The organism is Pelagicoccus sp. SDUM812003 (assembly GCF_031127815.1).
In the GTDB taxonomy this organism is placed as follows: Bacteria; Verrucomicrobiota; Verrucomicrobiia; order Opitutales; family Opitutaceae; genus Pelagicoccus.
This window is the reverse complement of sequence record NZ_JARXHY010000007.1, coordinates 272,967-296,998: the sequence shown is the minus strand read 5'-3', so window position 1 is coordinate 296,998 and position 24,032 is coordinate 272,967. Positions and strand designations below refer to the sequence as shown.

Here is a 24,032-nt window from a genome sequence, read left to right as displayed (position 1 = left end):
TGACTTGATATACAAAAGTCGTGAACTCCTTTATATTATTAACTTGCAGTGCCTTCCCATGGAAGTCGTCCCATACGACTCCGGCCAGCGCTCCGTGCCGACCTTCGCTTATGGCTTTCACGTTCGCTAAAATAAGATCATGAAGAAAAAGTTCCTAGTTGGTCTGTCCTCTTTCCTAATTCTAGTTTTGACGGTTCAACTGGTCCAGATGCACCTCGGGTTGGCAAATTACGGTCAAGAATTCGGGACTTATGGTCAGTACAATCGCGTCGTCAGATTGGTGAAAGAGGACTCCAGATACAAAATAACGAATCATGGACTGAATCGTGATCTTGAATGGAAAAATCTAGACCACCTGAACAGATTCTACGTTAAGATCCGCACCACGAACGATGAAGATATAGAAATCGAGTTCTTAGAAGATTCTCCAGAAATGACGGAGAGAAACGAAGAAACATTGAAAGAGATCATAAATAAAAAGGTCAGCGAACAGGTCGCTCGATACAACTCGGGCCAAGCGCCCCAAGCTTCAGGCACCTCAAAGTGAGGTCTCACCCAACTCATTCTCATCGTAGCTCTCGGCCCTCGAGCAAGACCTTCACGTTTGGAAAAACGCTATGACCATCGATCTAAGCTTCTTCGCAACGGCTCTCATCGTCGTATTGATTCCCGGTACGGGTGTGCTCTTCACGGTTTCCATCGGGATCACAAGGGGACGCTCGGCTGCCTTCTGGGCCTCCGTAGGATGTACCTTGGGCATCGTTCCGCACTTGCTAGCGACAATTCTAGGGCTCTCCACTCTCATTCATGCCAGCGCCCTGGCCTTCCAGATCGTCAAGTATGTCGGCGTGGTCTACTTGCTCTATCTGGCATTTTCTACAATGAGGAGCCGAAGCGCCGTGACAGAAGGCGAACAAGTCAGCCCGCAGGGTCAACTTTCAATAGTGACCAAAGCGATACTCATCAACGTTCTAAACCCGAAGCTGACGGTTTTCTTTCTAGCATTCCTGCCTCAATTCATACGAAAGGAGGGCGCCTCGTACCTGATCCAACTAACCACCCTGAGCCTGCTGTTCATGATCTTGACCCTCCTGGTCTTCGTGGGCTACGGCCTCCTCGCCAACCGGTTCAGATCGAGCGTCATGGAATCGCCCTCAGCCCAAAAGTGGTCAAGGAGAGTGGTGGCCGGAACATTCGCTTCCATGGGCCTAAGACTAGCGCTGTCAGAACGTTGAAGACTTCAGAGAAGAAATACAACTTCGGCGGACTCTCCGCGCTGACCGAGCACGTCAGCTTCGCCTCTTCAGAACAATGAGGACTTTCATCTGCATCTTCATATTAATCTCACTCTCAGAAAGCGCGCGAGCGGAGCCCAAGACCATGACATACTTCTCTGGTCCCAAGAAGCACGTGCTAGAGCTGACATCCGATAAAGACGGCAAACTCTTTGCAGATGTACAAATCGAAGGACGCCCGATGCGGATGTTTCTAGATACAGGCGGTTATACGATTCTGAACGCCTCTTTAGCTGAAGAGCTTGGGCTCGAACTCAAAGAGACCGAAAACGATGCGACTTGGCTATCGGGAGCTAGAGACAAGAGATGGACCACGAATGTCGACCTAAAGCTGGGGGAGTTGAGAATTACGGACTATCCAGTGAGCTGTGTAGACCTCTCCAGTTTCGAACGATTTTCCAAGAGCAACGGAATCGAGGAATTTGGAGGCGTGATCGGATCCGACTTACTCGAGATTCTGCGATCAACGATTCATTATGAAACCTCGCGACTATCCATCAAACGTCCTAAACGGCAATGAGCAGGTCAACACCAGTCGCCGCTGACACCCCGTGACACGTTTCGGGCTACTTTACGTGTAGAGCAACAGGGGGAGCAGCTTCCTTCCCAATACCATGCAAACCTTACGGGCCTTAACTCTTCGCGAGAGCGTTCTCGCTTGCCGCCAGGAAGACTTGCGCCTCAGCGCCGGACCTGGGGATTCACTCCTTGATCAAGCAGGTCATTGATCGTCGCTCGCAAATCCGTTTGCTCGAGGCTACGCTTGAGACTTCTAGCAGCGATGGAGCTGAGATTCCATTTTTCCATCCCCTCTTCGGTTTCCAAGCACGAGGGATCTAGCTTACTCAAGACATCGAGCGAACCAACAGCCAAAGCCAACTCCTTGCTGCCTTTCTCTCCCAAGTCCGGAACGCTCAATCCAGCAATGAAGCGCCATAGCTCTGCCGTCCGCGTTTCATTGATAGCCTCTTGTATCTTCTGAGCGGATACATCGCTAACACCCAATGCTTCAATCAACCGTTTCGAATCCAATCGATAAAAATCAGATGCACGGTCGATAGCTCCAGAAGACCTGAGGGCTCGAATCGTGGCTGGACCTATTCCTCTTATGAAGACTCCCTGACGGGAAACGAAATGCTCCAATCGTCGTTGCACTCGTCCGTCACAGTACCAATTCGGGCAAGAAGGATAGCCTTTCGAAGAAGGCTCGATTAGGTAGGTCCCGCACCAGGGGCATTCTTTCGGAGGGACTACAATTCGGCAATCCGAGTCTCTGAAAGAGAGATCGACCCGCAATACGCTGGGAATCACCGCCCCAGCCTTTTCCAAAACCACCATATCGCCGATCCGCAAATCCAATTCCGCGATGGCTTGAAACGAGTGCAGGGCAGCTCGCCGGACGAGGCTCCCGTCGACTTCCACTGCCTCCAACTGGGCAACCGGCGTTATTCGTCCCGTTCTTCCTATTTGCACGTCAACCCCAAGAAGCTTGGTACGAACATGGTTCTCTCGAAACTTGCACGCGATCGCCCAGTTGGGATAGCTGGTCGAAGATCCCAGCTCTCGCTGCCGGCGGATATCGTTTATCTTCAAGACAAGTCCGTCGGTATAGAATGGATACAACCCTCTTTCGCTATTCACTTCATGAATGAGCTTTTCGAGTTCGCTATTAGACCTCGCTATCCGAAAGACCTCGAGAGCAGGAACACCCCATGCGGCGAAACGTTGATAAAGGGAAAGCTGAGACATCGGATTGTCGTCCTCTGGAAGATAAGCTCCGATTCCAAATGCGAGAAAGGACAAAGGCCTACCGCTCGCCTCCTGAGCGCTCTCGAGTTTGAGCGATCCCGCCACCAAGCTGCGGGGCAGCGAAAAAGGTTCCTCACCCATTTCCATCCTTCGCACGTTGAAATCGTAAAAGGCCTTTCGACTGACGAATACTTCTCCCCGTATTTCGACCAGCTCCGGAGGATTCGCGGATAGAAGTCGCTCCGGCAACAGGGACATCGCTAAAACGTTTTGTGTAACATTTTCTCCAATACGACCATTCCCTCTAGTAATCGCTCTATCTAGTCGTCCTTCGACATAGACGACACTCAATGCGACACCATCGAGCTTTGGCTCCACTAGAATCTCCAGACCGACATTCCCTGGCATCTGAACGGACTCGACGAATCGCTCCAGATCCGCCTTCTCGTAAGCTTTTCGCAAGCTAAGCATAGGCACCCGATGCGACGCATCTGCGAAGCGACCAGTTCGGTCATCACCCACGCCTACAGGATTGGTCTCCTCAGCTAGCTCGGGAAAGCGTTCCAACAGCTCGTCCAGCTCCAACTTAAGCAAGTCGTAATCACGATCGCTAATCTCCGGCTTCGCTTTTCGGTAGTACAAGTCATCATGATACGCGATCAGGCGTCTCAGCTCCGCCACACGCGACGAAGCGGGAACGGGCGCTTGATTGGACTCGGTGCATCGATCCTCTAGAGACGAAACCGAGTTCTTCGATCGACTCTCGCCTAGCGTCGAGCTCGCGAGACAGAAAGAAAGAAACGAAATCAGAAAAGCCTGAAAAGGCAGGCATACGGGAAGACGTTTCTTGTGGGGATAACAAGAACAAGAGGGATTCACAGGCTCTATTTCGCCCAATGGGGCGAAACATGTCCACAAAAAGATTTCAACGAGTCGGCAGTCTGGCTGGCAGTTTCAGAGGAGGTTTGCCCGCTTTTCTCCGTATCCATGATACGGAACGCCGCACTCCCCCTACCCGCAGGATTCGTATCTGCAGTATCCTCTTTCCTGGGAAATCGATCAGAGTGATTCCGATCAGCATAGTGAGCAAGCCCTGTCCAGGGAGCACCAGCATAGCAAGTCCCATGAAGAGCAGAATCAAGCCCAGCAGATTCTTCAAAACTCTCCCGAACATTCGCGCGATGCCGACATCGGTTCTTATTCGATCAGGCCTTGTCAGGAAGTCGCTGGGCATGAGGATTATCAGCAGAGGTACAGCGATCAAGGACGCTACGAAAGTGAAGACGCTAGCAGCCGCCAATACGAGCGTCAGCTGTTCATTCGCTTCGATCCATTGGAAAACGGAATTCATCATACAGAAAAGCCGCATCCGGTTTTCGGATACGGCGATAAAGTTAACAGTCGTTCGAGCCTAGTCGATTTGCTTCAGATACTTAAAAAGGTCGCTCTCCGTGGTGAGCACCATAGTCGTATCGTCGGACAGGATCTTCTGGTAGGCCTCCAGCGACTTGACAAACTCGTAGAACTCCACCGCGTCGCGCGATTGGTTATAGGCGTTCGCGTAGATCTCGGAGGCCTTCGCGTCAGCGGAACCGCGAATCTCCTGCACGCTACGATAGGCTTCCGATTCGATCTTCTGCAGCTCGCGTTCGCGGCTGCCGGTGATTTTCGCTGCCTCGCCCGCGCCCTCTGAGCGATAGCGTTCGGCAATCTGCTGGCGTTCGGAAATCATGCGTTCGTAGATCTGCTGCCGTACGCTCTCGTTGTAGTTGATTCGTTTGAACCGCACGTCCAGAAGCTCGATGCCGAATTCGACGAGTTTCGGGGCGGCGTTGGCGAGAATCTCCTCCTCGATCTTTCCACGTCCCTTGACGATCGCGCCGAGTTTGCCCACCGCGCCCTCGATCGCGTAAAGCTCCTTGGGCTCGCGGTTCTTGTCCGAGCGCACCATTTCGATCAGCTCATGATTCGCCACGGCGCTACGGGTCTCGGAACCGAGAATGTTGTCGATGCGCGACTGGGCGCTGCGCTCGTTGCTCAGGCGAAGAAAGTACTGTTTGGCGTCCGATATTCGCCAGCGGCCATAGGTGTCGACGAGGATGTAGGTTTTCTCCTTGGTAGACATCTCGTGCGGGCGTCCATCCCAATTGAGTATCCGCTTATCCATGACATTCACTTCCTGAATGAACGGAATTTTGAAGTGAAGACCAGACTCGGTGATGGCCTCGCCGACCGGCTTCCCGAACTGCGTGATGAGCACCTGCTCGGTTTCGGAAACGGTGAATACGGAGTTATAGACGACGAAGGCGCCGACGACGATGACGAGGAGAGCAACGATTTGTGCAATTGATTTCATGATACTTTTATTTCCTTAGGTTGCTACTTGCGCTCGGTGGAGATCTGCATCAGAGGCAGGATCTGATTCGCGTCCTTATCTACGATGATCTTGCGCTCGATGCCTGGCAGCACCTCCTGCATCGTCTCCAAATAAAGCCTACGCTTGGTCACTTCGGGAGCTTTGAGGTATTCCTCCAATACGGCGTTGAAGCGAGCGATATCGCCCTCCGCCTCATTGACGCGTTTGAGAGCGTAGCCCTCTGCGGCTTGGATGCGCTGTTCGGCCTGACCACGGGCTCGCGGGATGACTTTGTTGTATTCGCCATTGGCGATATTGATCGCCTTTTCGCGCTCCTGCTGGGCCTGGTTGACCTCATTGAAGGATGGGCGAACCGGCTCGGGTGGATTCACATCCTTGAGCTGGACTTGGTCGATGCTCAGCCCCAATCCGTATCGGTTAGCCAGGTCCTGCATCATAACGAGCGACTCGTTCTCGATCTCCTGGCGTCCAATGGTGATCACTTCGTCAACGGTACGGTCTCCGACCACCGCTCGCATGACCGACTCCGAGATGTGGCGCATGGTGACCTCCGGATCTCGCACCTCGAAGAGGAAGGAACGCGGGTCTGCGATGCGGTATTGAACGGTCCATTCCACGGTAGCTGCGTTGAGATCGCCCGTGACCATGTTTCTTTCCCGACGCTGCTCCGTAGCGGAATTGGAGTATTGGGTCGGGTTGGTGGCTCCCGGCGTGCCAAAGCCGAACTCGAGCTGCAGCTGGCGTTCGACAGGCAGCACGTATTTCTTTTCAATTCCAAACGGCAGCTTGAAGTGCAGCCCAGATGGAGTGGTGCGCACGTACTGCCCGAATCTCAGGATGACTCCCTGAGACTCCGCGGGAACGGTGTAGAAACTGGTAAAACCTCCGACCGCCAAAAGAAGGACCAGCGCGATGCCAGCCAGCGAGCGGATAGACCCGCCCATGTTCTTGAGGTTGTCAGACACGTTGATTTCGAATTTCTCTGCCATATGCTTAGGGGTGTGTCAGGTGAACTGAGAGAGAACAACGGAAATCGCGTTCACCGCCACTGCGCGATGGCGGGGGACAAATGACTCACGCCCCACTGCTCATGCCAAGAGCATGGCGAGCTCCGCTCGAAACCCGCTGCAAACCTCCGTATGGACGAGCTAACGATCGACTTCGCTCGACAAATGCGTGTAGGTCTGCCGAAAGCGGCCCTTTCGCAGATCGACCTTCGTCTGGCCGTCCTCCGGATCCTCGAAGAAGCGAAGGCTCAACTCGCCGTTTTCCGACACGAAGGTCGAATCCCCAGCGGGAATCATTGGCTCGTTCTCCCAATCCTGATACTGCCAACGGAATCCGCCATTCTCGATGACGAAGTAGTGCGGATCGTCGTTTTCGCGAATATAGACGCCCTTGAGATGCTTGTAGTCGTCCAAGTCGTAGCTCTGCAGCGGGATCGGAGCGATGTAGGGATCTTTCGCATACTCTTCATTCGCCACCTTTTGCGCTTCCACCGCATCGATCGCCCAGTCCACCTTGTCACCCGGCAGGATGCGCCCTCTCGGCATTTGCGATCCGACGTAAGCATCGAACAAGGCCTTCAGGTCGCCTTCGTTGAACACGCCCTGCTGCTCGAGTATGGAGGCATAGAAGATGCCCTTCCGAATCCCCTCGAACATGTCTTTGATCATCGGCTTGAAAGTCGCGATGGCCCCGCGCACCAGAGCTCGTTTGAAGAACCCGACCTTCTCGCGCTTCATCATCGCTGGCAGAGCTTCCTTGATCAGCTCGTTGAGCGAGCTTCTGGGCGGCAGATAGAAAACCCAGTCGAATTCGCTGATCGTGCCCTGCTGCAAGCCCTCGACACTCGTGTTTCTCAAGCGCTCATCGATTCGTCGTTCGTCGAATCCCTCCTCCCAAGCCAAGGTGTAGAGAGCCGACGCTATGCCATCCAGCGGCAAGGGAAACGCGCTCACCAGCACAGTTTCGTCGATATCGATCTCCTCCCCTTCATCCTCGTCGAGGTCGATATGGATAGAGTCCCTCCAGTCCTGAAGCTCCTTGCCCAGCGTGAGCCCCATTCGCTTGAGCTCCGGACTGGCCGCCTCCGATTCCGCGAGCTCCAGAAAACGCCTGAATACGAATACCGGATGCGGCTCGTCCGACTCGCCGATGATCACAAGCCCCGCTCCAGGAGACCTTTCCAAGGTCACGTAGACCACCTCGATAACCGCATGGGCCACTTTCAGAGCATAGCGCCGATCCGCATTGCTGCGGGCGAACACGGTTATGGGAATTTCCTCGCCGACGACCTCGAACGGATCGAGCTGATAATAATCTTCGAAAACCTTGCCGCCTCTTAGCGATTGGGCGAATCCGGGCGAAGCGCCCGCCACCACCAACAGCAGCGCGGCAGCGAGGATTCGGCACGAGTTAAGACGGTGCGGTAGATTGAGGAGGAGGATACGAGGTGTCATGGAGCGTTGGCTTGGATTGGCAGTGTACCACCTCCCTACACCACAACTCCCAGCAGGTTTCAAAAAAATCCCGCAAACCTAAAGGCCTGCGGGACGTCACGAAACGCTGCTAAGTCGTTTAGAAGTCGTAGCCGACGAAGAGGCGCAGGTCGGTCGCGGTCTGGCTGGACCGGCTGTCGGCGAAATCGCGATGCCCGTAGCCTCCCTTGAACGCAGCCCAAAAGCTGTTTTGAAAGCTGTACTTCGCCACCACATCGAACTCCTGCTCTTTACGGTCCTCGTGCTCGGCTCCCACCAGGACGTTGACCAAGGTCCAAGGCCCGGTCTTATAGACGGTCTTCAGGTGCAAGGAATCCGCGCCCGCTTCGAATTGGCTGGTGTACCAGAGCAAGGTGGCATCGATAGAGAACGATGTGCGAAAAGGGACCGAAAGGTTGGAATCGTTCGCGATATGGGTCCAACCCGCGTCCATCGTCAAGCCGCCCTTCCTGTATCGAAGATTCAACTCAGAAGCTCTTGCCTGATGATCCGACATGAGTCCGCTTCCGTCGCCATCCTGCTGGACGAAGTGTCCTGAAAGGATCCACGACGAGGCGTCCGAAGTCGTCGCGATGGCGTACTCGGCCTTTAGGCCGACGTTGTTGTAGAAATCGTTCGCGAAGTAGTCATATGCCGTGAGATCCAAGCGCTCGCTCTGTTTCCAGTTCGCGGATACAAACTGCACGCCATCATCGCTTCCCCCGAAACCGAGGCGTTCACTCAAGCTCGAAAACTCGGCCGTGAGCGTCGAGGTCCCATCTTCGCGACACGGCCAGGCGCTGTACCGTTCGATATGCCCGAAATCGACCTGCAGCCCGTCGTAAGGGCTCGTCTTCATCACCAGCCCTTCGATCGACTGGGCCTTATGGCGGATCTTGTAGGCCGCGAAGAAATCGTAGGCGATCGCCTGACGCCCCAGGACCAGCGAAGCGCCCTTGGGGCCCAGATTCGCGAAGTTAAGATCCAAGTAGAGCTCGTTGAGCACTCTGGTATCGTCGTTGGAAAGCCAATACGGAGCGCCTTCGCAGCCGTTTTCAGCGACGTTTTCCACGTGAATGTACTGACCGCGGGCCGAAACGGTATCCGTCAGCTTCGCGTCAGCGTTCAGAGTGATCGATGCGCTTGCGCTCTCCCCCTTGGCATCGCCTCCGTAGTCGCGTCCCATCATGATGAGCAGAGCGGAGCCGCTCAGATCCACTCCTGGGATCAGCTCGCGCTCGGCTCCCATGGTTTCACCAGTCGCCGCCAACCCGGTCAAGAGAGCCGCCAATGTCCCGTAGCGAAGAGGTTTGTTTCCTAGTCCTAATCTCATGTTCGTTCGATTTGAAATGAATGGCGCCCGATTCGCTCAGGCGTCCTCAATTGAAGAGGTCGACCGGCATGCCGTCCGTGCGTCGCCGATTCGCATTTCCCTTCGGGGAAGGCGAAAAGTCTGCGAAGCCGTCGTCTGAGCTATTCCAGTTTTTGGATACGTTCGCTTTCGACTGCTTCTTTCCATCGATCACGCTGAGGAGCTGGCCAACAAACTCGCGCATTTGCTCGGCCTGGCCTTTCAGCTGCTCGGCTGCCGCGGCGCTCTCCTCGGAGCTCGCCACATTGTCCTGGGTCACCTTGTCGATGGTCGACATGGAGCTGCTGATCTGCTGAATGCAGGCTGCCTGTGACGTGGAGTCCTCGGAGATCTCGCTCATGTGGCTCGCCACCTGATGAGCAATCTCTAAATTACTACTCATTGATTCCGCAATTTGGGCGTTCAGATGCGAGACCTGCTGCACCGACTCGTAGGAGCGATTGATCAGCTCGCCAGAAGTGCGCGCCGCAGAGGCAGCCTTGCCCGCGAGAGCTCTGACCTCCTCAGCTACCACGGCGAATCCCATGCCCGCTTCGCCAGCCCGAGCAGCCTCGACGGCGGCGTTCAAAGCCAGCAGGTTGGTCTGAAACGCGATCTCGTCGATCGTCTTGACTACCTTCAGCGTTTCGGAGGCGGTGCTAGTGGTTTCCCGAATCGCCTTCTGCGACTGCTCGATGCGACGGCTCACCTCGTTGAGGCTGCTGATAGCGGTCTCGTTGAGCATGCGCGATGCGCTGTCGGCCTTTTCCGCGTTTCCGTTGGTCTTTCCGGCGATCTCCGAGAGCGAGGCGGAAGTTTCCTCCACGGACGAAGCCTGTTCGGAGGAGCTCTTGGAAAGCAGCACGCTGGTGGACGCGACCTGCGCGGAAGCGGAGCTGACCTGGGAAGCGGATTCCTCCAGCCCGTCGATGATGGTATTGATGGGACGCACGATGCGAACGGCCAGCCATGTTATTACGACCGCCGTGATGACGCAGATGATCACCAAAACAAGAATCGACTCCCGAGCCACCGCTACCAAAGGAGCGAATACGTCTTCGTTGTAAGCCGTGACGCAGAAAACCCAGCCCGTAGACTCGACGCGTTTCATGGCGCCGATCTTGGGCTTGCCCTCGAACTCGTAGTCCACGAAACCATCTCCCTTCTGCAAGGTGATGCGGCCCCACTCGTGCTTCGAAATGTCGAGCGTGGCGATGTATTCACTATTCGGATGCGATACGATCAAGCCATGATCATCTGAAATGTAGGCATAACCTTCTTCGCCCACCTGGATATCGGAAACGAATCGCTCGAAGATGTATGTCAGCGAACAATCGACCACGAGATTGGCGTCGGGCCCCATCGGCACCGTAGCGAGCAAGCAAGCCTTCGCCTGAGCCTCGTCGTATCCGATGTCCGTATACAGGCTCCCAACCTCTCGTGTATTCAGAAGCCTGCGCATCAGTTCCAGACGCGACGCGGGAGGTTCTTCGGAACTCGAAAGCAGTTTTCCGTCCGTAGAGACGATATAGATCGAATCCGCGTAGGCGGCGCTCTTCGCCACGCGACGAAGCTTCATGGGAAGCTCAGCCCGGTCCTCCACGGAAGAGAGATCATCGGAAAACTGGTCCGCCCAATTAGCCAATGTCGCCCGGCGCTCCTGGAGCCATGCATCGAGCTCGCTTGCGGCGCTGCGAGCTTGCTGGATGCTTTGAGATTCGATGCCGCTTTTGAGGGCATCGCTGAACACGAAATAGTTCACCGTCGCAAGCGTGCCCATCCCGGTCAGAATGAGAGCAAGGGCGCTGTAGAGAATCTTATCTCGAAGTTTGAGAGTCATGCTAGTGGAAGATTAAGGGATTCTAGTCAAACAAGTGTAAACGCTACTGAACGATAAGCGCTTACACTTAATACGAGTCACCCTCATCGGTGAACTAGGTACCAACTTAATCTGATACAATCGATCAGTCGCCCTATGCAGGAGTTTGCAGAGTCGCTAATGTCTGCGATTAGCCTTCTGGGAGGGAGATCCGCTCTCATGAGCGCTCAAAAAGTCCCTATCGCCTAGGGTTGATTCCAGGTGCTAGGCCTTGTGGTTTCGAAATGAGCTCGAAACGCGAACGAAGCCGTATTTCGGCGAACGAGCGACGGAAGAGTCTAGTCCAAGCTCAGTTCCTTGATCCAACGGGCGCAGAGTTCAGGCCACTCGCCGAGCCGACCCTTGTTGATCGCCAGCGAATAGCCGTGCCCGCCGTACGGATACAGATGCATTTCGGTTTCGACCTCGTTCTTCAGCAGGGCTTCGTAAAACCTCAGGCTGTTCGCCACCGGCACAGCTCCGTCGTCCGATGAATGCACGAGGAAGGTGGGCGGCGTGTCGGGGCCGACCTGGAGTTCGTTGGAGAACTCCTGCACCCAATCCGAAGGCGGATCCTCTCCCAGCAAGTTGTTGCGCGAGCCCATATGGGTCACGGACTCGTCCATGGAAATAACCGGATACAGCAGCGCCATGAAGTCGGGACGGCAGCTCATCCTCTCCACTTCGTCGAGCGCTTCCGGATCCCCGAGGTCGAAATGGGTTCCAAGAGTGGACGCCAAATGTCCGCCAGCGGAAAACCCGATCACGCCGATGCGATCCTTTTGATAGCCCCAATCCTCGGCATGGAAGCGAGCGAGGCGCATCGCACGCTGAGCATCCATCAACGGCGTCAGGCGCGGCTGCTCGTTGCTCTCATCCTCAGGCAGCCGGTATTTCAACACGATGGCGGCGATGCCGTTGGCGTTTAGCCATGCGGCGATATCGGTGCCTTCCCAGTCGTAGGCCAGAAAGCCGTACCCGCCTCCAGGGCACACCAGCATGGCATCGCCAGTGGCGTTGCTGCGGGACGGGAGGCGGACCTCGATGCTCGGCTCCTGCACGAGCGTGACGCTGAGGATATCGCCCTCGTAGTGCGTTTCCTCCAGTTCGGAAGATCGATGGTTGGGCGGAGTCTCGTTCCAGAGCGGGATCGTTACGGGCGAAGAAGGCATAGCGAGCAGCATTGACGGAATGAAAAGGGCGATGAGGGAACGGAGCATGGTTGCGGATTGAGACGACAAATATGCCGCAATGCAAGGCTCTCTCCGGCAACCTCTTCCGTATTTCAACCCAATCGATCCGGCAACTGCGCAATACTGTCGAGCACGAAGTCCGGACGCACCGAGCTGCGCGAAACCAGCTCCGGACGATACTTGCCCGTTTTCACCAGCACCCCTTGCAGCCCGCTCGATTGGGCGCCTCCCACATCCGCCTCGATGTCGTCGCCCACCATGGCGACCTGATCGACCTCCAGCTCCATGGAGCCCACCGCCTGCTGGAAGAACGAGCTGGTCGGCTTGCCGACCACAGTGGCTTTCTGGTCGGAAACGTGCTCCAAAGCGGCCACGAAGGCCCCGATGTCCATGCGCAAGCCATTCTCGTCCTGCCAAAACTTGTTTCGATGCATGCACAGCAGTTTTGACCCGCGCATCAGCATGTTGAATACATCGTTGAGCGTTTCGTAATCCCAGTTCGCTCCGATGTCGCCAATCACCACATAGTCCGGCGTATCCGCGTCGAGCTCGAATCGGGAAAACTCCTTTTTCACCGTATCCCTCACCAAAAGGTGCAGACTAGGACTCCCTCGCGATTCGAGAAAGCGCTTGGTCGCTGACACTGCGGTGAAAAGACAGGACGCCTCCACGGGTAACCCCAGCCCCTCCAGCTTCTCCATCAGCTCGACTTTCGTCTTAGTCGTGGTGTTGGTGACGAATCGAAACGGGATGTCTCGCTTCTGCAGTTCCCGCAGGCAGGACCTGGCCCCGTCAAGCAGCTTCCCGCCCACGTAGAAAACGCCATCCATATCGAGCAAATAGCCCTTCGCATTTATGGTATCCATTCCGATCGCTCCTTTCCGTTTTTTCCTCTCGCTCAACCTACACCGACTTTCGGAGAGGTCAAAAAGCCCACGCCGGTATATCGAGGAACAAACCGTCGGAGCGATTTCGCCCCGACCGCCCATATGGCGCGAAAACTGGTTTCGGGGAACGAAAAGATGTCTCACCTATGAAACGACGCGACTGGCTCAAAAACGCTTCGATCGCCGCCGGGGCGGCCGCATTCAGCCCACGAATCCTTTCTGGGCAGGAAGGTGGCGCCGCGAGCTCGGCCCGCGACTTCGTCAACCTGTCCATAAACGAAAACCAGTTTGGTCCCTCTCCGCGGGCTATCGCTGCGGCGCAAGCCAACGCCAAGTTCGGCCACGAGTATCCGCTGGAGACGCAAGATCAGCTCAAGCGCCTCATCGCCGCGCGCGAAAAGGTCCGCCCTTCTCAAGTCATCTTGGGAGCGGGGTCCTCCGACGTGCTGATGGGCATGTCCAACGCGCTCGGCGGAAGAGGCGGCAACATCGTCAGCTCCGATCCGTCGTTCGGTCCGCTGATGGCCTGGGCAGCGAAATTCGGCGTCGAGCACATCAAGGTGCCATGGACCGAAAACGGCGAAGTCGATCTGGAGCGTATCGAGCGGTCAATTACAGATGAAACGCAGATCGCCTACATTTGCAATCCGGAGAATCCCGTGGGCACCGTCATCTCAAAAAGCGAGCTAGCCGCCTTCTGCCGCCGCGTGTCCGAGCGCTGTCCGGTTCTGGTTGACGAAGCGTATCTCGACTTCGCTGGGGACGCAGACCAGCTAGGCATGATGGACTGCGTCCGCGAAGGCCTTCCCGTGGTGGTGCTGCGAACCTTTTCCAAGGCCTACGGCTTAGGAGGTATGCGAGTGGGCTATGCGGTGACCAGCGAAGAGCTCGCGTCGCGAATTTCTCAATACTACGTGACCGGCATCGGTTGCGGCTGCAGCCGCGTCTCGCTAGAGGCCGCCATCGCTGCCTACGAAGATCGGGATTGGCTGTCGCAAGTGCGACAAAGGACCAACGCCAATCGGACCGAGTTTTGCCGGTTCCTGCGAGAACGGGAGCTGGCCTACTTTTCCTCCTCCACTACCTTTGTGCTCTTTCCCGTCCCCGTGGACTCCCAGAGGATAGCCGACGCGGTCTACGGCGGATTTCGCATCAAGATCAGCCCTCGCAACTACTACGATCGAAACTACCTTCGCGTTAGCATCGGGACCCGCCAACAGATGCGCGACCTGCAGAACGCCCTTTCCTATGTGCTCTAGAACCTTCCGAAACCTCACCCTCGCGCTAGCGGGCTTGATCTCTAGCCTGCTCGCCCCAGCTTCCGAAATAGACGCAAAGCTCAAGGAGCTCGGTATCGAGATTCCAAAGACAAATGCTCCGGTCGCGAACTACGTCCCTGCTGTCCGCTCCGGAAATCTGGTGTTTCTCGCCGGAGCCATCGCCAAGAATCAGGATGGCTCTTTTGTGAAAGGGAAACTCGGTATCGATACGTCGATCGACCAAGGCTACAAAGCGGCTCGTGCGGTCGGCGTTTCCTTGCTGGCGGCCCTTCTCGCCGAGATCGGAGACCTTGATCGCGTGGAGCGCATCGTGAAGGTGGAAGGCTACGTGAACTGCTCCCCCGATTTCGAGAAGCAATCTCAAGTCATAAACGGCTGCTCCGATCTGCTGGTAGAAGTCTTCGGAGAAAAAGGCAGGCATGCCCGCTTCGCAGTCGGGGCGTCCTCCCTCCCCTTCGGCGCTCCGGTGGAGATCTCCGCTATCGTGGAGATAAGCGACGACTGAGGCGCCAGCATTTCCTTCAGAGCGTTTGAGCCGCGTCGTCGAGGGCCGCCACCAGATGGTCGAGATGCCTGAGCGGCGTGGGTAGTCCGGGCGTGATGCGCACTCCCTTCACTACCGGGTGGTTGGGAATCGGCGCTGTGAGGATATTGTACCGATCGAAGAGGAAGTCCCCCAAATCGCCAGGGTCCACGCCACGAATGCCTACGTTCGCGATCGCCCCATGACGCGATGGGTCGTCGGGGGTATTGAGAAAAACCCGCTCATGGTCCCTGTAGCGCCGGGTCCAATACTGATTCAAATAACGTAGGCGCTGCATCTTCGCTTCGCCACCGATGGCATCGTGGTAGCGTATCGCCTCACGCATGCCGATGTGGTGATTGTAGGGGCGCGTGCCCAAGCGCTCCAGTTTGCGGATGTCGCCATCCTCGCGAGCGACGTCACCCATCAGACCCCAAACGTGAGGGATCCTATCCTTCCGCACGTAGAGCATTCCCATGCCCACCGGCGAGCAGAGCCACTTGTGCAAGCTGGTACCCAAGTAGTCGCAATCGAAGTCAGGAATTCGGTAGTCCACGTGGGCGAACCCGTGAGCGGAATCCACCAGGACCTCCACTCCTCTCGCGTGAGCCATGTCGCAAATCTTGCGCACCGGAAGGACCTGGCCTGAGAGATTGATGAAATGCGTGACGTGCAGCAGGCGCGTTCGCGACGTGATCGCGTCTTCGAAGGCCGACACGATTTCCTCGTCGTTCTTGGGATGCAGCGGAATGGCGACTTGCTTGAGCGCGATGCCTTCCCGTTCCGATTTCTGCTTCAAGGCTTGCACCATGCTTCCGTAGTCCTGATCCGAATACACGATTTCGTCGCCCTTCTCGTAGTCGAGACCTTGGATTACGATATTCATGGATTCCGTGGTATTCCGGGTGAGGCAGATTTCATCGGAGGAGACTCCCGCTAACGCTGCGAGGGCGCTGCGCGTCTCCTCCAGTTCGTCCCGCATCTCTCGGCGCATGAAGTAGGAGGCGCGGGCGTTTATCATGCGTCCGTTTTCCTCGACCGCTTCCAAAACGGGCAGGGCCGCCGGGCAGAAATAGCCGTATTCCAGGTTTATGAAATCCGGAGCCGGGGCGAAGTCGCGTCGCACCCGCATCCAAAACGCTTCATCTTGAGCAAGTTCGGCGGCCTCCCTTCCCCCTCGATCGTAATCGCCGATGCCTCCACTCGTTTTCGCCCTGGCCCAGGGCGTCGCAACCGCAGAAGCAGCGCCCGCGATGGCTGCCGTTTTGAAAAATTCGCGTCGTTCCATACAATGCCGGCAACCAGCACGTTCCGCACCAGAGTGGCCCTAAGCCGATTGCCTAGGCGCACGCGATTCGACAGAAAAAAGAGAGAGAGGCTCCCGTCGCGGGAGCTCCCTCCGATCCGATGACGCCTCTCGCACCGGGGCCTAGTGAAGCAACGGCTCGGAAGCCTTGCACAAGGCGGCTTCCTCGATCATGCGGGCCGCGAATTCATTGGAAATGCGATCCGTATTGATAACCAGGTCGTAGAGGTGCGGTTCGTCGAGATTCGATATGTTGAAGTTCTCTTTCGCATAGTTGCGACGGTCCTGATCCTCCCGTTTGGCGTAGGCCAGAGCCTCCTTTTCCGACATCGAAAGGCATTGCCTGAGGTAGGCGACTCGACGCTTGGCGGAACCGACCAATCGCACGTGCAGGGTGTTGGGGAGATCCTTCGCCAGCACATTGCCGCAGCGGCCGATCACCACCGCGTGTCCCAGTCGGCACAGATTGAGAATCATCTCATGACAGCGTCGATTGATATCGTAAGACGACGGGTGCAGGCCCACGATCTCCTCCACCGTCTCGGTCCAGGATCGCGACGACTCTTCCTGGAAGTAACGAGAGAGGTCTTCCGGCAAATTGCTTTCGCGCAGCACGTGCTGCATGAGCTCGTTTCCGTAGAGCGTCCAAGGCGGGGCGGAATCGTCTTCTCGAGATTGAAACCTGCGTATCAAACACTTGCCGATGGTGGTGGCTCGAGCGCCGACCTGACGGCTAATGGTAATGGCGGGGTATTTGGGGCGCTCCGAAAGCGCTGTGGTCCGTTCGGACAGATTGGCGCCGAGGTACCCAGCTACGGCGCTTAGCGACTTTTCCACTAGCATGATTTTGGATGGGTTCTGAGGTTCGGCGCGGCCATTAGGGGCGTTAACAGCGACGCGCATTGAAGTGAAGGAAAGCTAATCCAAAAAGCGGAAAAAGTACAGCCTTTGCTCGAGGAATAAGAGCGGGCTCATTCGAAGGCTCCGGGATCCTTCTCGAAGTCCCCGGGCCACCAATCGATCAGGCGCTTTCGCTCTTCCAACGCTTCGATGCGCTGCGCCAAGCCCTCTTCCAGCTCGAAATCCGCGGCTGCTAGATTCTCCGCCATTCGAGAGCGCGAGGCGGATTTGGGAATCACCGCGATGCCTTTCTGCAGAAGCCAGCGCAAAGCGACCTGGGCCACCGTCCGTCCGATTCGTTGAGAGATCTCCTGGAGAACCGGATCGTTGAGAACATGCCCTTTGCCGTGCCCCAAAGGCGAATAGGCGGTGAGCAGAATCCGCTTTTCCAGGCAGTAGCGTAGCAGGCCCTTTTGGTTGAGGTATGGGTGATACTCCACCTGGTTCGTGGCGATCGGCAAACGATCCGCGCCGACGGCTTCCTCGAGATAAGGTCGGATAAAATTGGATACGCCGAAGCGTCTCGCCTTCCCCTGCTCGACCAAGCGCTGCGCTGCTCGCAAGGTCTCTTCGATCGGCACTTCTCTATTCGGCCAGTGCACCAGCAGCAAGTCGACGTAGTCCGTATTCAGCCTTTCAAGACTGCTTTCGCAGGACGCGATGAAACGATCGTAGCAGAGATCCTCTCGATCCACTTTGGTGGTGAGGAAGATCTCTTCGCGAGAAACTTGGGAGAGCGCCATGCCCCTGCCCACCTCCCGCTCGTTTTCGTAGGTCGCCGCCGTATCCAAATGTCGATAGCCCATGTCGAGGGCTTCCAGCACGCAGCGAGCGCCGTCCTCGCCTCTAAGCCCATAGGTCCCCAAACCAATCATAGGCATCCTGCCGCCATCGGGAAACACGTAATAAATCATGAGCCGAGGCATAAGGGCATAGCCCAGCAATGGCAAGCGATGCCCGACTGCCGCGGCCCTCGCTTGCGATCAACGAATACGCTAGGCGCTTAAAACCACTCCTGCAGCGAGCAGCGCGCCCACCAGCAGCACCAGTCCGGCGCTTTTGGCCAAAATGCCGTTGAGCGCCCGGCCGTCGGTTCGCCCCAGGTCCACCGCCAACTTCGCGCCCAAAGGGAAAGCCCCAAGAGGCAACAGCGCCCAGACGCTATCGGTCAACCAGGCGTAAGCCAGGAGCGAGCCCGCGGCACCAGCGAGCTGAGACCAGTATTGGGCCCGTCCGAACCGCAACCCCCAGCGGGCGATCAACGTCATTTTTCGGGCCGCTCGATCGGTATCGCGATCGCGGTAGTTATTAACCACCAGAATGTTGTTCGCCAACAGCCCGATCGCCAGCCCGAGCGAAGCAGCGGAGATCGCAAGCTCACCCACCAGCACGTAGTAAGTGCCCATGGTCGCGACGAGGCCGAAAAAGAGCACCACGAAAACATCGCCCAGTCCTCGATAGGCGAGCGGAAACGGACCACCAGTGTATCCATAACCGAATACAATGGATACGATGCCTACAACCAGCAGATACCAATCGCGATAGGCCACCAGATTTAGGCCGATGAAGAACGCCAGGGCGAAAACGCCAAGCGAGGCCCAGAGCATCGCTCGAGGAGAGATACGACCGCTAGCCACAAGTCTCTCCGGACCGAGACGATCCTTCGTATCCGCTCCGCGGATATGGTCATAGTAATCATTCGCCATGTTGGTCGCGATCTGCACCAGCAATGCGAATACGAGGCAGACAGCGGTGGGCCAAAGCGCAAAGGCTCCCGCGCGATAGGCTTCGGCCGCCCCGACCGTCACGGGCACCACGGCCGCGGGCAGCGTCTTGGGGCGGGCGGCGTCGATCCAATCCGAGAGCATGGCCTATCCTTCCGCAGAAGCTATTTCCTACTATCGAGAGCCGTCTTTCTTCTTATCACGAAATAGACGATCCCGAACACCACGACCTCGGAGTAGATGATCACTCGAGCGAGGGTCGGCTCCCGCTCGAAAAACCCGGTCACGTAGATGATCGTAAGCGTGATGACGTTGGAAAAGAGCATGATCAGCACCCACGTCAGCAGGCGACGCTTGGCGGCTTCCTTTTCCAAGAAACTATCGTCGATTTTCATTTTTGGGGTCCGGTAGGGTTAGAAGGCAGTCAGCAGATTTGGGATATCGCTCAGCCGATATACGAACGCCTTGGCTTCCGCCTTCACTTTCGGGCGCTCGAGGAATCCGCCGTATCCGATAAAAAGATCCACGAAAGGCTGCGTCTCCAGATCGCTGGAACCGTCTCCCACCATCACGACACGCATCGCTTCGAGGGCTGCTCGGTCGGCTTCGATGATCTCCATCTTGCCGCCCATTCGCGAGGTCGGGCAGTTTTCGTCGAAACCGACGTAGCCACCGTTTTCATCAAAGATCAAGTCCACCGCCCTGACCCGATCCACGCCGAGGTAGGCAGCGAACGGAGCGATCACCTGCGTCAGCCCTCCGCTCACGATGATCGGTTCCCAGTCCAAGGCTCTCAACTTCTCCAGGAAGGACTTGGCGGTCGGCTCCACCGTCTCGATGTAGAGCTGGCCGATTCGGGCGCACTCTTCGGCGGACGGCTTGATCAGATTCAGCCGAGCCCCGTAGACGTCTTCGATGGCGATTTCGCCATCCATGGCTCGATTGGTCATGTTTTCGCACTCGCGAAAGGTGTCTTCGCCCCGCAAACGGGCCAGTTCGTCGATGCCCTCGATGGAGCTCAAGGTGCTGTCGCAGTCGATGAAGATGAGATTCTTAGCCATTGTGGGGGATAGACCTAGGAGCGAGCTCGCCAGCGACTCAAGGCGAGAATTGAGGCCGAGCTAAGAAATGGTTTGCCAATCTGTGGGCCTGAAGCGGCTCTGCCCGGACATGAAAAAGCCCTCGAACCGTGGCTCAAGGGCTTGGAAAATCGGTGGTCGAGTCGTCCGACTAGCGGCGACGACGGAACTTGTTCTGGAACTTTTCCACGCGGCCAGCGGTGTCGACGAAGCGCTTTTCGCCGGTGTAGACCGGGTGGGAGTCCATGGTGATGTCGCGAACGACCTTAACGTATTCGACGCCGTCGATTGTCTCAGTCTGGCCAGACTTGATGGTGGAGTTCGTCAGGAACTGCTTCCCGGACGATACGTCGACGAAGACGGTTGGATGATAATCTGGGTGAATACCTTTTTTCACGGCGAAAGAATAAAAGCGGTTAGAGCGATGGTTAACCCTGACGGGCCTTGAAACGCGGATTGGTCTTGCAGATCACGTACAGTCTGCCCTTGCGACGCACTACTTGGCAGTCGGGGTGACGTGTCTTAGCTGACTTCAGTGAAGAGACTACTTTCATAAGGGGCGATAAAAGAACGGTTGCCATTCCACCTGTCAACAAAGGAATAGGAAAACTTTGCTGCCCTCGGCAGCCGTCGGGCCGCGGATCGAAACGCCTAGGGGAAGCGCCCTGAGTGCGACCCTCAGTTGCTGTCCGGATCCTTTGGTTCCAGCGAAATCAAGCCGAGCTCCGGGTTCACCTCCATTATTAGATGACGCCAGAGCTGCTCGCCTTCAAGCTTGGAAATGGAGCCCGCGTCCACGTCGCTGACCACCCATGCGTTGTCCTCGAGCTCTCCCATCAGCTGACCCTCGCCCCAGCCGGAGTAGCCCTTGAAGGCCCGAAACTCCAGATCCGGATCGGTTTGCATCTTGGACTGAGCCACGACTGGCTCCATGCCAAAGTAGAGCTTGAAGGCGCCCTCTTCGGTCAGGGTTTTCCACGCAGCGATGATGAGCTGATCCTGGTTCACCGGCCCGCCTTCGTATATGGGGATGTCGCCCAATCCGAGCTCCTCGAAGTCCGGACTGAGCTCGCGCAGTCGCTTTCCGGTGAAGCGGTTGAGCACCACACCCAGCGAGCCGGCCTCTTCGTGGGCAGTCAGCAGCACCACCGTGCTCGCGAAGTTTGGATCCTTCAGGTGCGGATGGGCTAGCAGCAGGGAACCTGCGAGTTCGATGGTGTCTTCGTGCGACTCGTCGTACATCGTTGCGTCGTCCTTTATAAATGCCCGCCGCCAGTGGATTGGCCACAAAAAAGCGCCGCGGCGCCCGCGAGAACTTGCCCTCCACCCGCCGCCTCGGTTTTCTCTAACCCTCTTAAATTCCCTCCCACTCCAGCAGCATCCCTCTCATGATCGAACTGAAGAAATTGGTCGAGTTCTGCGACCAGCGCGCCCGCACCCACCAAGTGAAAGACTTTTCCGGGGCCCTCAACGGCCTGCAATTCGCCAACGACGGCATGGTGACCAAGATAGGAGCGGCGGTGGACGCTGGACTGGTCCCCTTCCAGAAGGCGATCGAGGCGAAGATCGATTTCCTCATCGTGCACCACGGCATGTTCTGGAGCGGAGCCAAGCCCGTAGTGGGATCTGAATACGACAAGATCCGCTCCCTCATCGACGGAAACCTGGCGGTCTACTCCTGCCATCTGCCGCTCGACGCCCACCCCGAAATCGGAAACAACGCTCTGCTGGCGAAGAAGCTGGGCATCAAGCCAGTTGATACCTTCCTGCCCTACGAAGGCACCGACATCGGCTTGATCGGCCAATGGAACAGCACCCGGGCCGATTTGAGAGCCGTGCTGAAGCAGACCTTTGGGCAACGCTTTTCCGCTATCGAATACGGCTCGGACGCGCCCGAGAAGATCTGCGTGCTCACAGGCAGCGGAGCCAGCGCCATCGAGCATGTGAAAGCCACCGGAGCGGACACCTTCGTCACCGGAGAACTGCGCCAGCATCATTTCAATCAAGCTCAGGAGCTCGGCTTGAACGTGTATGCGTGCGGTCACTACGCGACCGAAACCTTCGGCGTGTCCGCTCTCGCCGCCGAGGCGGCCAAAGCCTTCCACCTGAAATGGGAGTTCATCAAAACGGAGTGTCCGCTCTGAGGATTCGAGCCGCCAGCAAGCGGCTATTTCTGCATGTACAAGCCGTCGAGTTTTCTCCAAACATCTAGCTATTATGAAGATCGCAGTGCTAAACGGCCCCAATCTGAATCGTCTCGGCAAGCGCGAACCGGAAATATACGGCTCGAAGACGCTCGACGACATCGCGGCCGAACTGCGATCCGCCATTCCGGAAGCGGAGTTCGAATTCTACCAGTCGAACCATGAAGGCGACCTGGTGGACAAGTTTTCCGAGCTCGCCGAGTCCGACTGCCAAGGCGTCATCTTCAACCCAGCCGCCTACTCGCATACCAGCGTGGCCCTGCGCGACGCGATCAGCGCTTCGGGCCTGACCGTGATCGAAGTGCATATCAGCAACATCCACAGCCGCGAGCAGTTCCGACACCACTCGTTCACAGCCGAGGTGTCGAAGGGCGTCATCACCGGGCTTGGCACCGACGGCTACCTACTGGCGGCCCGAGCGCTGCTCTGACAAGCTCAGCAGAGCCTCCCGCGCTTCGTCACGCTCCTGGAAGACCTCCCAACCATAGTGGCGAAGCCGACTCTCCGCGATGCCGGAGACTTGCCCGCTGATCCAGATCTCGCGCTTCTCCGCCTTGAAGGCGTCCGAAGTCAGAGCGGTCGAAACCACAGGAGTCCAATGCAGGAAATCAGCGGCGATGGGCAGCACCAGGTATCCATTTTCGGATACGGCGCTTAGCATGCCCTGACGCAGCGAAATCGACGCGAGAGGCGCGACCTTGCTCTGGTATTGCTCCAACAGCTTGATGGTGTCGAGCAGCACTCCGATATCCTGATAGGTCTTGGCCTCCAGGACGATTTCCACGAGATCCACGCAGCCTTCGACTGCCGAAAGGGACTCCAGCTGAGCGCAGAGCTGCGTCTTCTCAGTCAAGGACAACGCATCCGTGTCCATGAATTCCTGTATAACATCCTTGGATACACTGAGTTTCTTGAGCAGTTTCTCGTTTCTCTGCTCCAGGAGGTGAGCCGGCGTATCCCAGACCAGCTCCCTAGCCTTGCCCGCGTAGGAGACCACTTCCGAAGCAGGGACGACGAAATCGCCCGCGAAATCGCCGAAGGATGACGCCCACGCGATGCGCCCGAGCTCCTCCTGCAAAGCCGGGTTGGAGGAATAGGGATCCACCCCGAACTGGCGGGCCCACTTTCGCTTGGAGGAGTCGTATCCGAGGTGCTTGCGGCTGAGCGATCCAGTGGATCGGGCGATCCGCTTTCCGGTCCCGACCTTTTCTTGATCCTCCTCCACCACCTGCTCCTCCTCTTCGTCCTTTCGGTCGCTCAACTTGTCCATGGCGCGACGTGAGGTGCGGCTGACTTGATAAAGCTTGCCACCGATGTAGCGCGTGATGCCGCCAGGAAGACCTGTCACCGTGGAAATGGGTCTGCGGGCCACCCCGAAGGTAGTCATCACCGGATCGGTGAAGCGCTTGGAAAGCGTCTTGGCGAAGGCTTCGGTCTGGCCGATCTCCTGGAGAGACTCGATCACCTCCAGCTCATGAAGGTACTCCCGCAGGTTCTCCACGCCGAGGATAACCACTTTTCCGAAGTCGCTCTCCACCTGAAAGGCGTAGCGAAAGTCATCCACCTCGACGATGGGCCGCACCCAGTAGCTAGGCTGCTTGCAGGCGCAATTCGGTATGACTTCCTCCAGAAAGAACACCGGGGCGCCCTCCTCCGGCTCCCTGCCCGCCTCCAGGGCGCGGGTTTCGGAAAGAAAGGACAACGCCAGACACGAGGCGGCGAGCGAGGGCATGAGCATCCGAAAAGCGAGGAGAATCATAAAGGAAGCGATACAGTCTGTTGGAGTTCTCTCTAGTGGCGCGAAACGGTCGTATGTTCCCCATCTG

General features: G+C 56.9%; 26 protein-coding genes. 7 read left to right on the top strand and 19 right to left on the bottom strand.

The genetic code is table 11. The features are described from left to right. Window positions 1-139: 139 nt before the first annotated feature. From QEH54_RS12205 to QEH54_RS12195, 3 genes are all read left to right on the top strand, one after another. The gene (locus tag QEH54_RS12205; protein ID WP_309018958.1) at window positions 140-547 is read left to right on the top strand and encodes a hypothetical protein; all 408 of its coding nucleotides are present in this window, start codon (window positions 140-142) and stop codon (window positions 545-547) included. A 70-nt stretch (window positions 548-617) separates the two neighbouring features. After that, entirely contained in the window at window positions 618-1,235 is a 618-nt protein-coding gene (locus tag QEH54_RS12200) for a LysE family translocator (RefSeq protein WP_309018957.1), read from the top strand. Window positions 1,236-1,380: 145 nt separating this feature from the next. Next, window positions 1,381-1,815, top strand: coding sequence for a retropepsin-like aspartic protease (locus QEH54_RS12195; protein WP_309018956.1), 435 nt, complete (start codon window positions 1,381-1,383; stop codon window positions 1,813-1,815). Between the two features lie 161 nt (window positions 1,816-1,976). Here the strand turns inward: QEH54_RS12195 and ligA are convergent, their stop codons facing one another. The 9 genes from ligA to QEH54_RS12150 form a co-directional block, all read right to left on the bottom strand. Next, a complete protein-coding gene (gene ligA, locus QEH54_RS12190; RefSeq protein ID WP_309018955.1) occupies window positions 1,977-3,725 on the bottom strand; it encodes an NAD-dependent DNA ligase LigA in 1,749 nt (582 codons plus the stop codon). A 244-nt stretch (window positions 3,726-3,969) separates the two neighbouring features. Then, a complete protein-coding gene (locus QEH54_RS12185; RefSeq protein ID WP_309018954.1) occupies window positions 3,970-4,398 on the bottom strand; it encodes a PGPGW domain-containing protein in 429 nt (142 codons plus the stop codon). 57 nt (window positions 4,399-4,455) lie between these two features. Beyond that, window positions 4,456-5,400, bottom strand: a complete 945-nt coding sequence (gene hflC / locus QEH54_RS12180) for a protease modulator HflC (protein ID WP_309018953.1) — start codon at window positions 5,398-5,400, stop codon at window positions 4,456-4,458. A 23-nt stretch (window positions 5,401-5,423) separates the two neighbouring features. After that, complete coding sequence (gene hflK / locus QEH54_RS12175) at window positions 5,424-6,365, bottom strand: FtsH protease activity modulator HflK (RefSeq protein ID WP_345785655.1); 942 nt, start codon at window positions 6,363-6,365, stop codon at window positions 5,424-5,426. 204 nt (window positions 6,366-6,569) lie between these two features. Beyond that, window positions 6,570-7,883: a hypothetical protein gene (locus QEH54_RS12170; protein ID WP_309018951.1), complete on the bottom strand. Its 1,314-nt coding sequence runs from the start codon at window positions 7,881-7,883 to the stop codon at window positions 6,570-6,572. 118 nt (window positions 7,884-8,001) lie between these two features. Beyond that, window positions 8,002-9,234, bottom strand: a complete 1,233-nt coding sequence (locus tag QEH54_RS12165; RefSeq protein ID WP_309018950.1) for an OprD family outer membrane porin — start codon at window positions 9,232-9,234, stop codon at window positions 8,002-8,004. A gap of 46 nt (window positions 9,235-9,280) precedes the next feature. Next, on the bottom strand, window positions 9,281-11,092 hold the full coding sequence (locus QEH54_RS12160; protein WP_309018949.1) for a methyl-accepting chemotaxis protein: 1,812 nt from the start codon (window positions 11,090-11,092) through the stop codon (window positions 9,281-9,283). A 317-nt stretch (window positions 11,093-11,409) separates the two neighbouring features. Next, window positions 11,410-12,330, bottom strand: coding sequence for an alpha/beta hydrolase (locus QEH54_RS12155; protein WP_309018948.1), 921 nt, complete (start codon window positions 12,328-12,330; stop codon window positions 11,410-11,412). Between the two features lie 65 nt (window positions 12,331-12,395). Further along, complete coding sequence (locus QEH54_RS12150) at window positions 12,396-13,169, bottom strand: TIGR01458 family HAD-type hydrolase (RefSeq protein WP_309018947.1); 774 nt, start codon at window positions 13,167-13,169, stop codon at window positions 12,396-12,398. 167 nt (window positions 13,170-13,336) lie between these two features. Between QEH54_RS12150 and QEH54_RS12145 the strand changes: the two genes are divergently transcribed. After that, entirely contained in the window at window positions 13,337-14,449 is a 1,113-nt protein-coding gene (locus tag QEH54_RS12145) for an aminotransferase class I/II-fold pyridoxal phosphate-dependent enzyme (protein ID WP_309018946.1), read from the top strand. After that, window positions 14,439-14,975 (top strand): RidA family protein, encoded by a 537-nt coding sequence (locus QEH54_RS12140; RefSeq protein ID WP_309018945.1) that lies wholly within the window; start codon window positions 14,439-14,441, stop codon window positions 14,973-14,975. The genes QEH54_RS12145 and QEH54_RS12140 overlap by 11 nt, the downstream gene beginning before the upstream one ends. Window positions 14,976-14,991: 16 nt before the next feature. Here QEH54_RS12140 and QEH54_RS12135 read toward each other — a convergent pair whose 3' ends face one another. The 9 genes from QEH54_RS12135 to QEH54_RS12095 form a co-directional block, all read right to left on the bottom strand. Then, the gene (locus QEH54_RS12135; protein WP_309018944.1) at window positions 14,992-16,281 is read right to left on the bottom strand and encodes an aminotransferase class V-fold PLP-dependent enzyme; all 1,290 of its coding nucleotides are present in this window, start codon (window positions 16,279-16,281) and stop codon (window positions 14,992-14,994) included. 141 nt (window positions 16,282-16,422) lie between these two features. After that, entirely contained in the window at window positions 16,423-17,142 is a 720-nt protein-coding gene (locus QEH54_RS12130) for a cytidylate kinase-like family protein (RefSeq protein ID WP_309018943.1), read from the bottom strand. A gap of 128 nt (window positions 17,143-17,270) precedes the next feature. Further along, window positions 17,271-18,113, bottom strand: coding sequence for an aldo/keto reductase (locus QEH54_RS12125; protein ID WP_309018942.1), 843 nt, complete (start codon window positions 18,111-18,113; stop codon window positions 17,271-17,273). An 81-nt stretch (window positions 18,114-18,194) separates the two neighbouring features. After that, on the bottom strand, window positions 18,195-19,067 hold the full coding sequence (locus QEH54_RS12120; protein ID WP_309018941.1) for a 1,4-dihydroxy-2-naphthoate polyprenyltransferase: 873 nt from the start codon (window positions 19,065-19,067) through the stop codon (window positions 18,195-18,197). 20 nt (window positions 19,068-19,087) lie between these two features. Further along, window positions 19,088-19,318 carry a hypothetical protein gene (locus QEH54_RS12115; RefSeq protein WP_309018940.1) on the bottom strand — a complete coding sequence of 77 codons (231 nt, stop codon included), beginning with the start codon at window positions 19,316-19,318 and terminating at the stop codon, window positions 19,088-19,090. Between the two features lie 18 nt (window positions 19,319-19,336). Next, window positions 19,337-19,984, bottom strand: a complete 648-nt coding sequence (locus tag QEH54_RS12110; protein WP_309018939.1) for an HAD-IB family phosphatase — start codon at window positions 19,982-19,984, stop codon at window positions 19,337-19,339. Between the two features lie 169 nt (window positions 19,985-20,153). Then, window positions 20,154-20,399 (bottom strand): type B 50S ribosomal protein L31, encoded by a 246-nt coding sequence (locus tag QEH54_RS12105; protein WP_309018938.1) that lies wholly within the window; start codon window positions 20,397-20,399, stop codon window positions 20,154-20,156. Between the two features lie 31 nt (window positions 20,400-20,430). Next, complete coding sequence (ykgO, locus tag QEH54_RS12100; RefSeq protein ID WP_083794514.1) at window positions 20,431-20,556, bottom strand: type B 50S ribosomal protein L36; 126 nt, start codon at window positions 20,554-20,556, stop codon at window positions 20,431-20,433. 124 nt (window positions 20,557-20,680) lie between these two features. Further along, complete coding sequence (locus tag QEH54_RS12095) at window positions 20,681-21,244, bottom strand: YqgE/AlgH family protein (protein WP_309018937.1); 564 nt, start codon at window positions 21,242-21,244, stop codon at window positions 20,681-20,683. 146 nt (window positions 21,245-21,390) lie between these two features. On the opposite strand from QEH54_RS12095, the gene QEH54_RS12090 reads away from it, so the two are divergent. Together QEH54_RS12090 and aroQ are read left to right on the top strand one after the other, a co-directional pair. Next, window positions 21,391-22,146, top strand: coding sequence for a Nif3-like dinuclear metal center hexameric protein (locus QEH54_RS12090; protein WP_309018936.1), 756 nt, complete (start codon window positions 21,391-21,393; stop codon window positions 22,144-22,146). 73 nt (window positions 22,147-22,219) lie between these two features. Further along, the gene (aroQ, locus tag QEH54_RS12085; protein ID WP_309018935.1) at window positions 22,220-22,636 is read left to right on the top strand and encodes a type II 3-dehydroquinate dehydratase; all 417 of its coding nucleotides are present in this window, start codon (window positions 22,220-22,222) and stop codon (window positions 22,634-22,636) included. Here the strand turns inward: aroQ and QEH54_RS12080 are convergent. Then, window positions 22,610-23,965, bottom strand: coding sequence for a hypothetical protein (locus tag QEH54_RS12080; protein ID WP_309018934.1), 1,356 nt, complete (start codon window positions 23,963-23,965; stop codon window positions 22,610-22,612). The genes aroQ and QEH54_RS12080 overlap by 27 nt on opposite strands. Window positions 23,966-24,032: the final 67 nt, after the last annotated feature.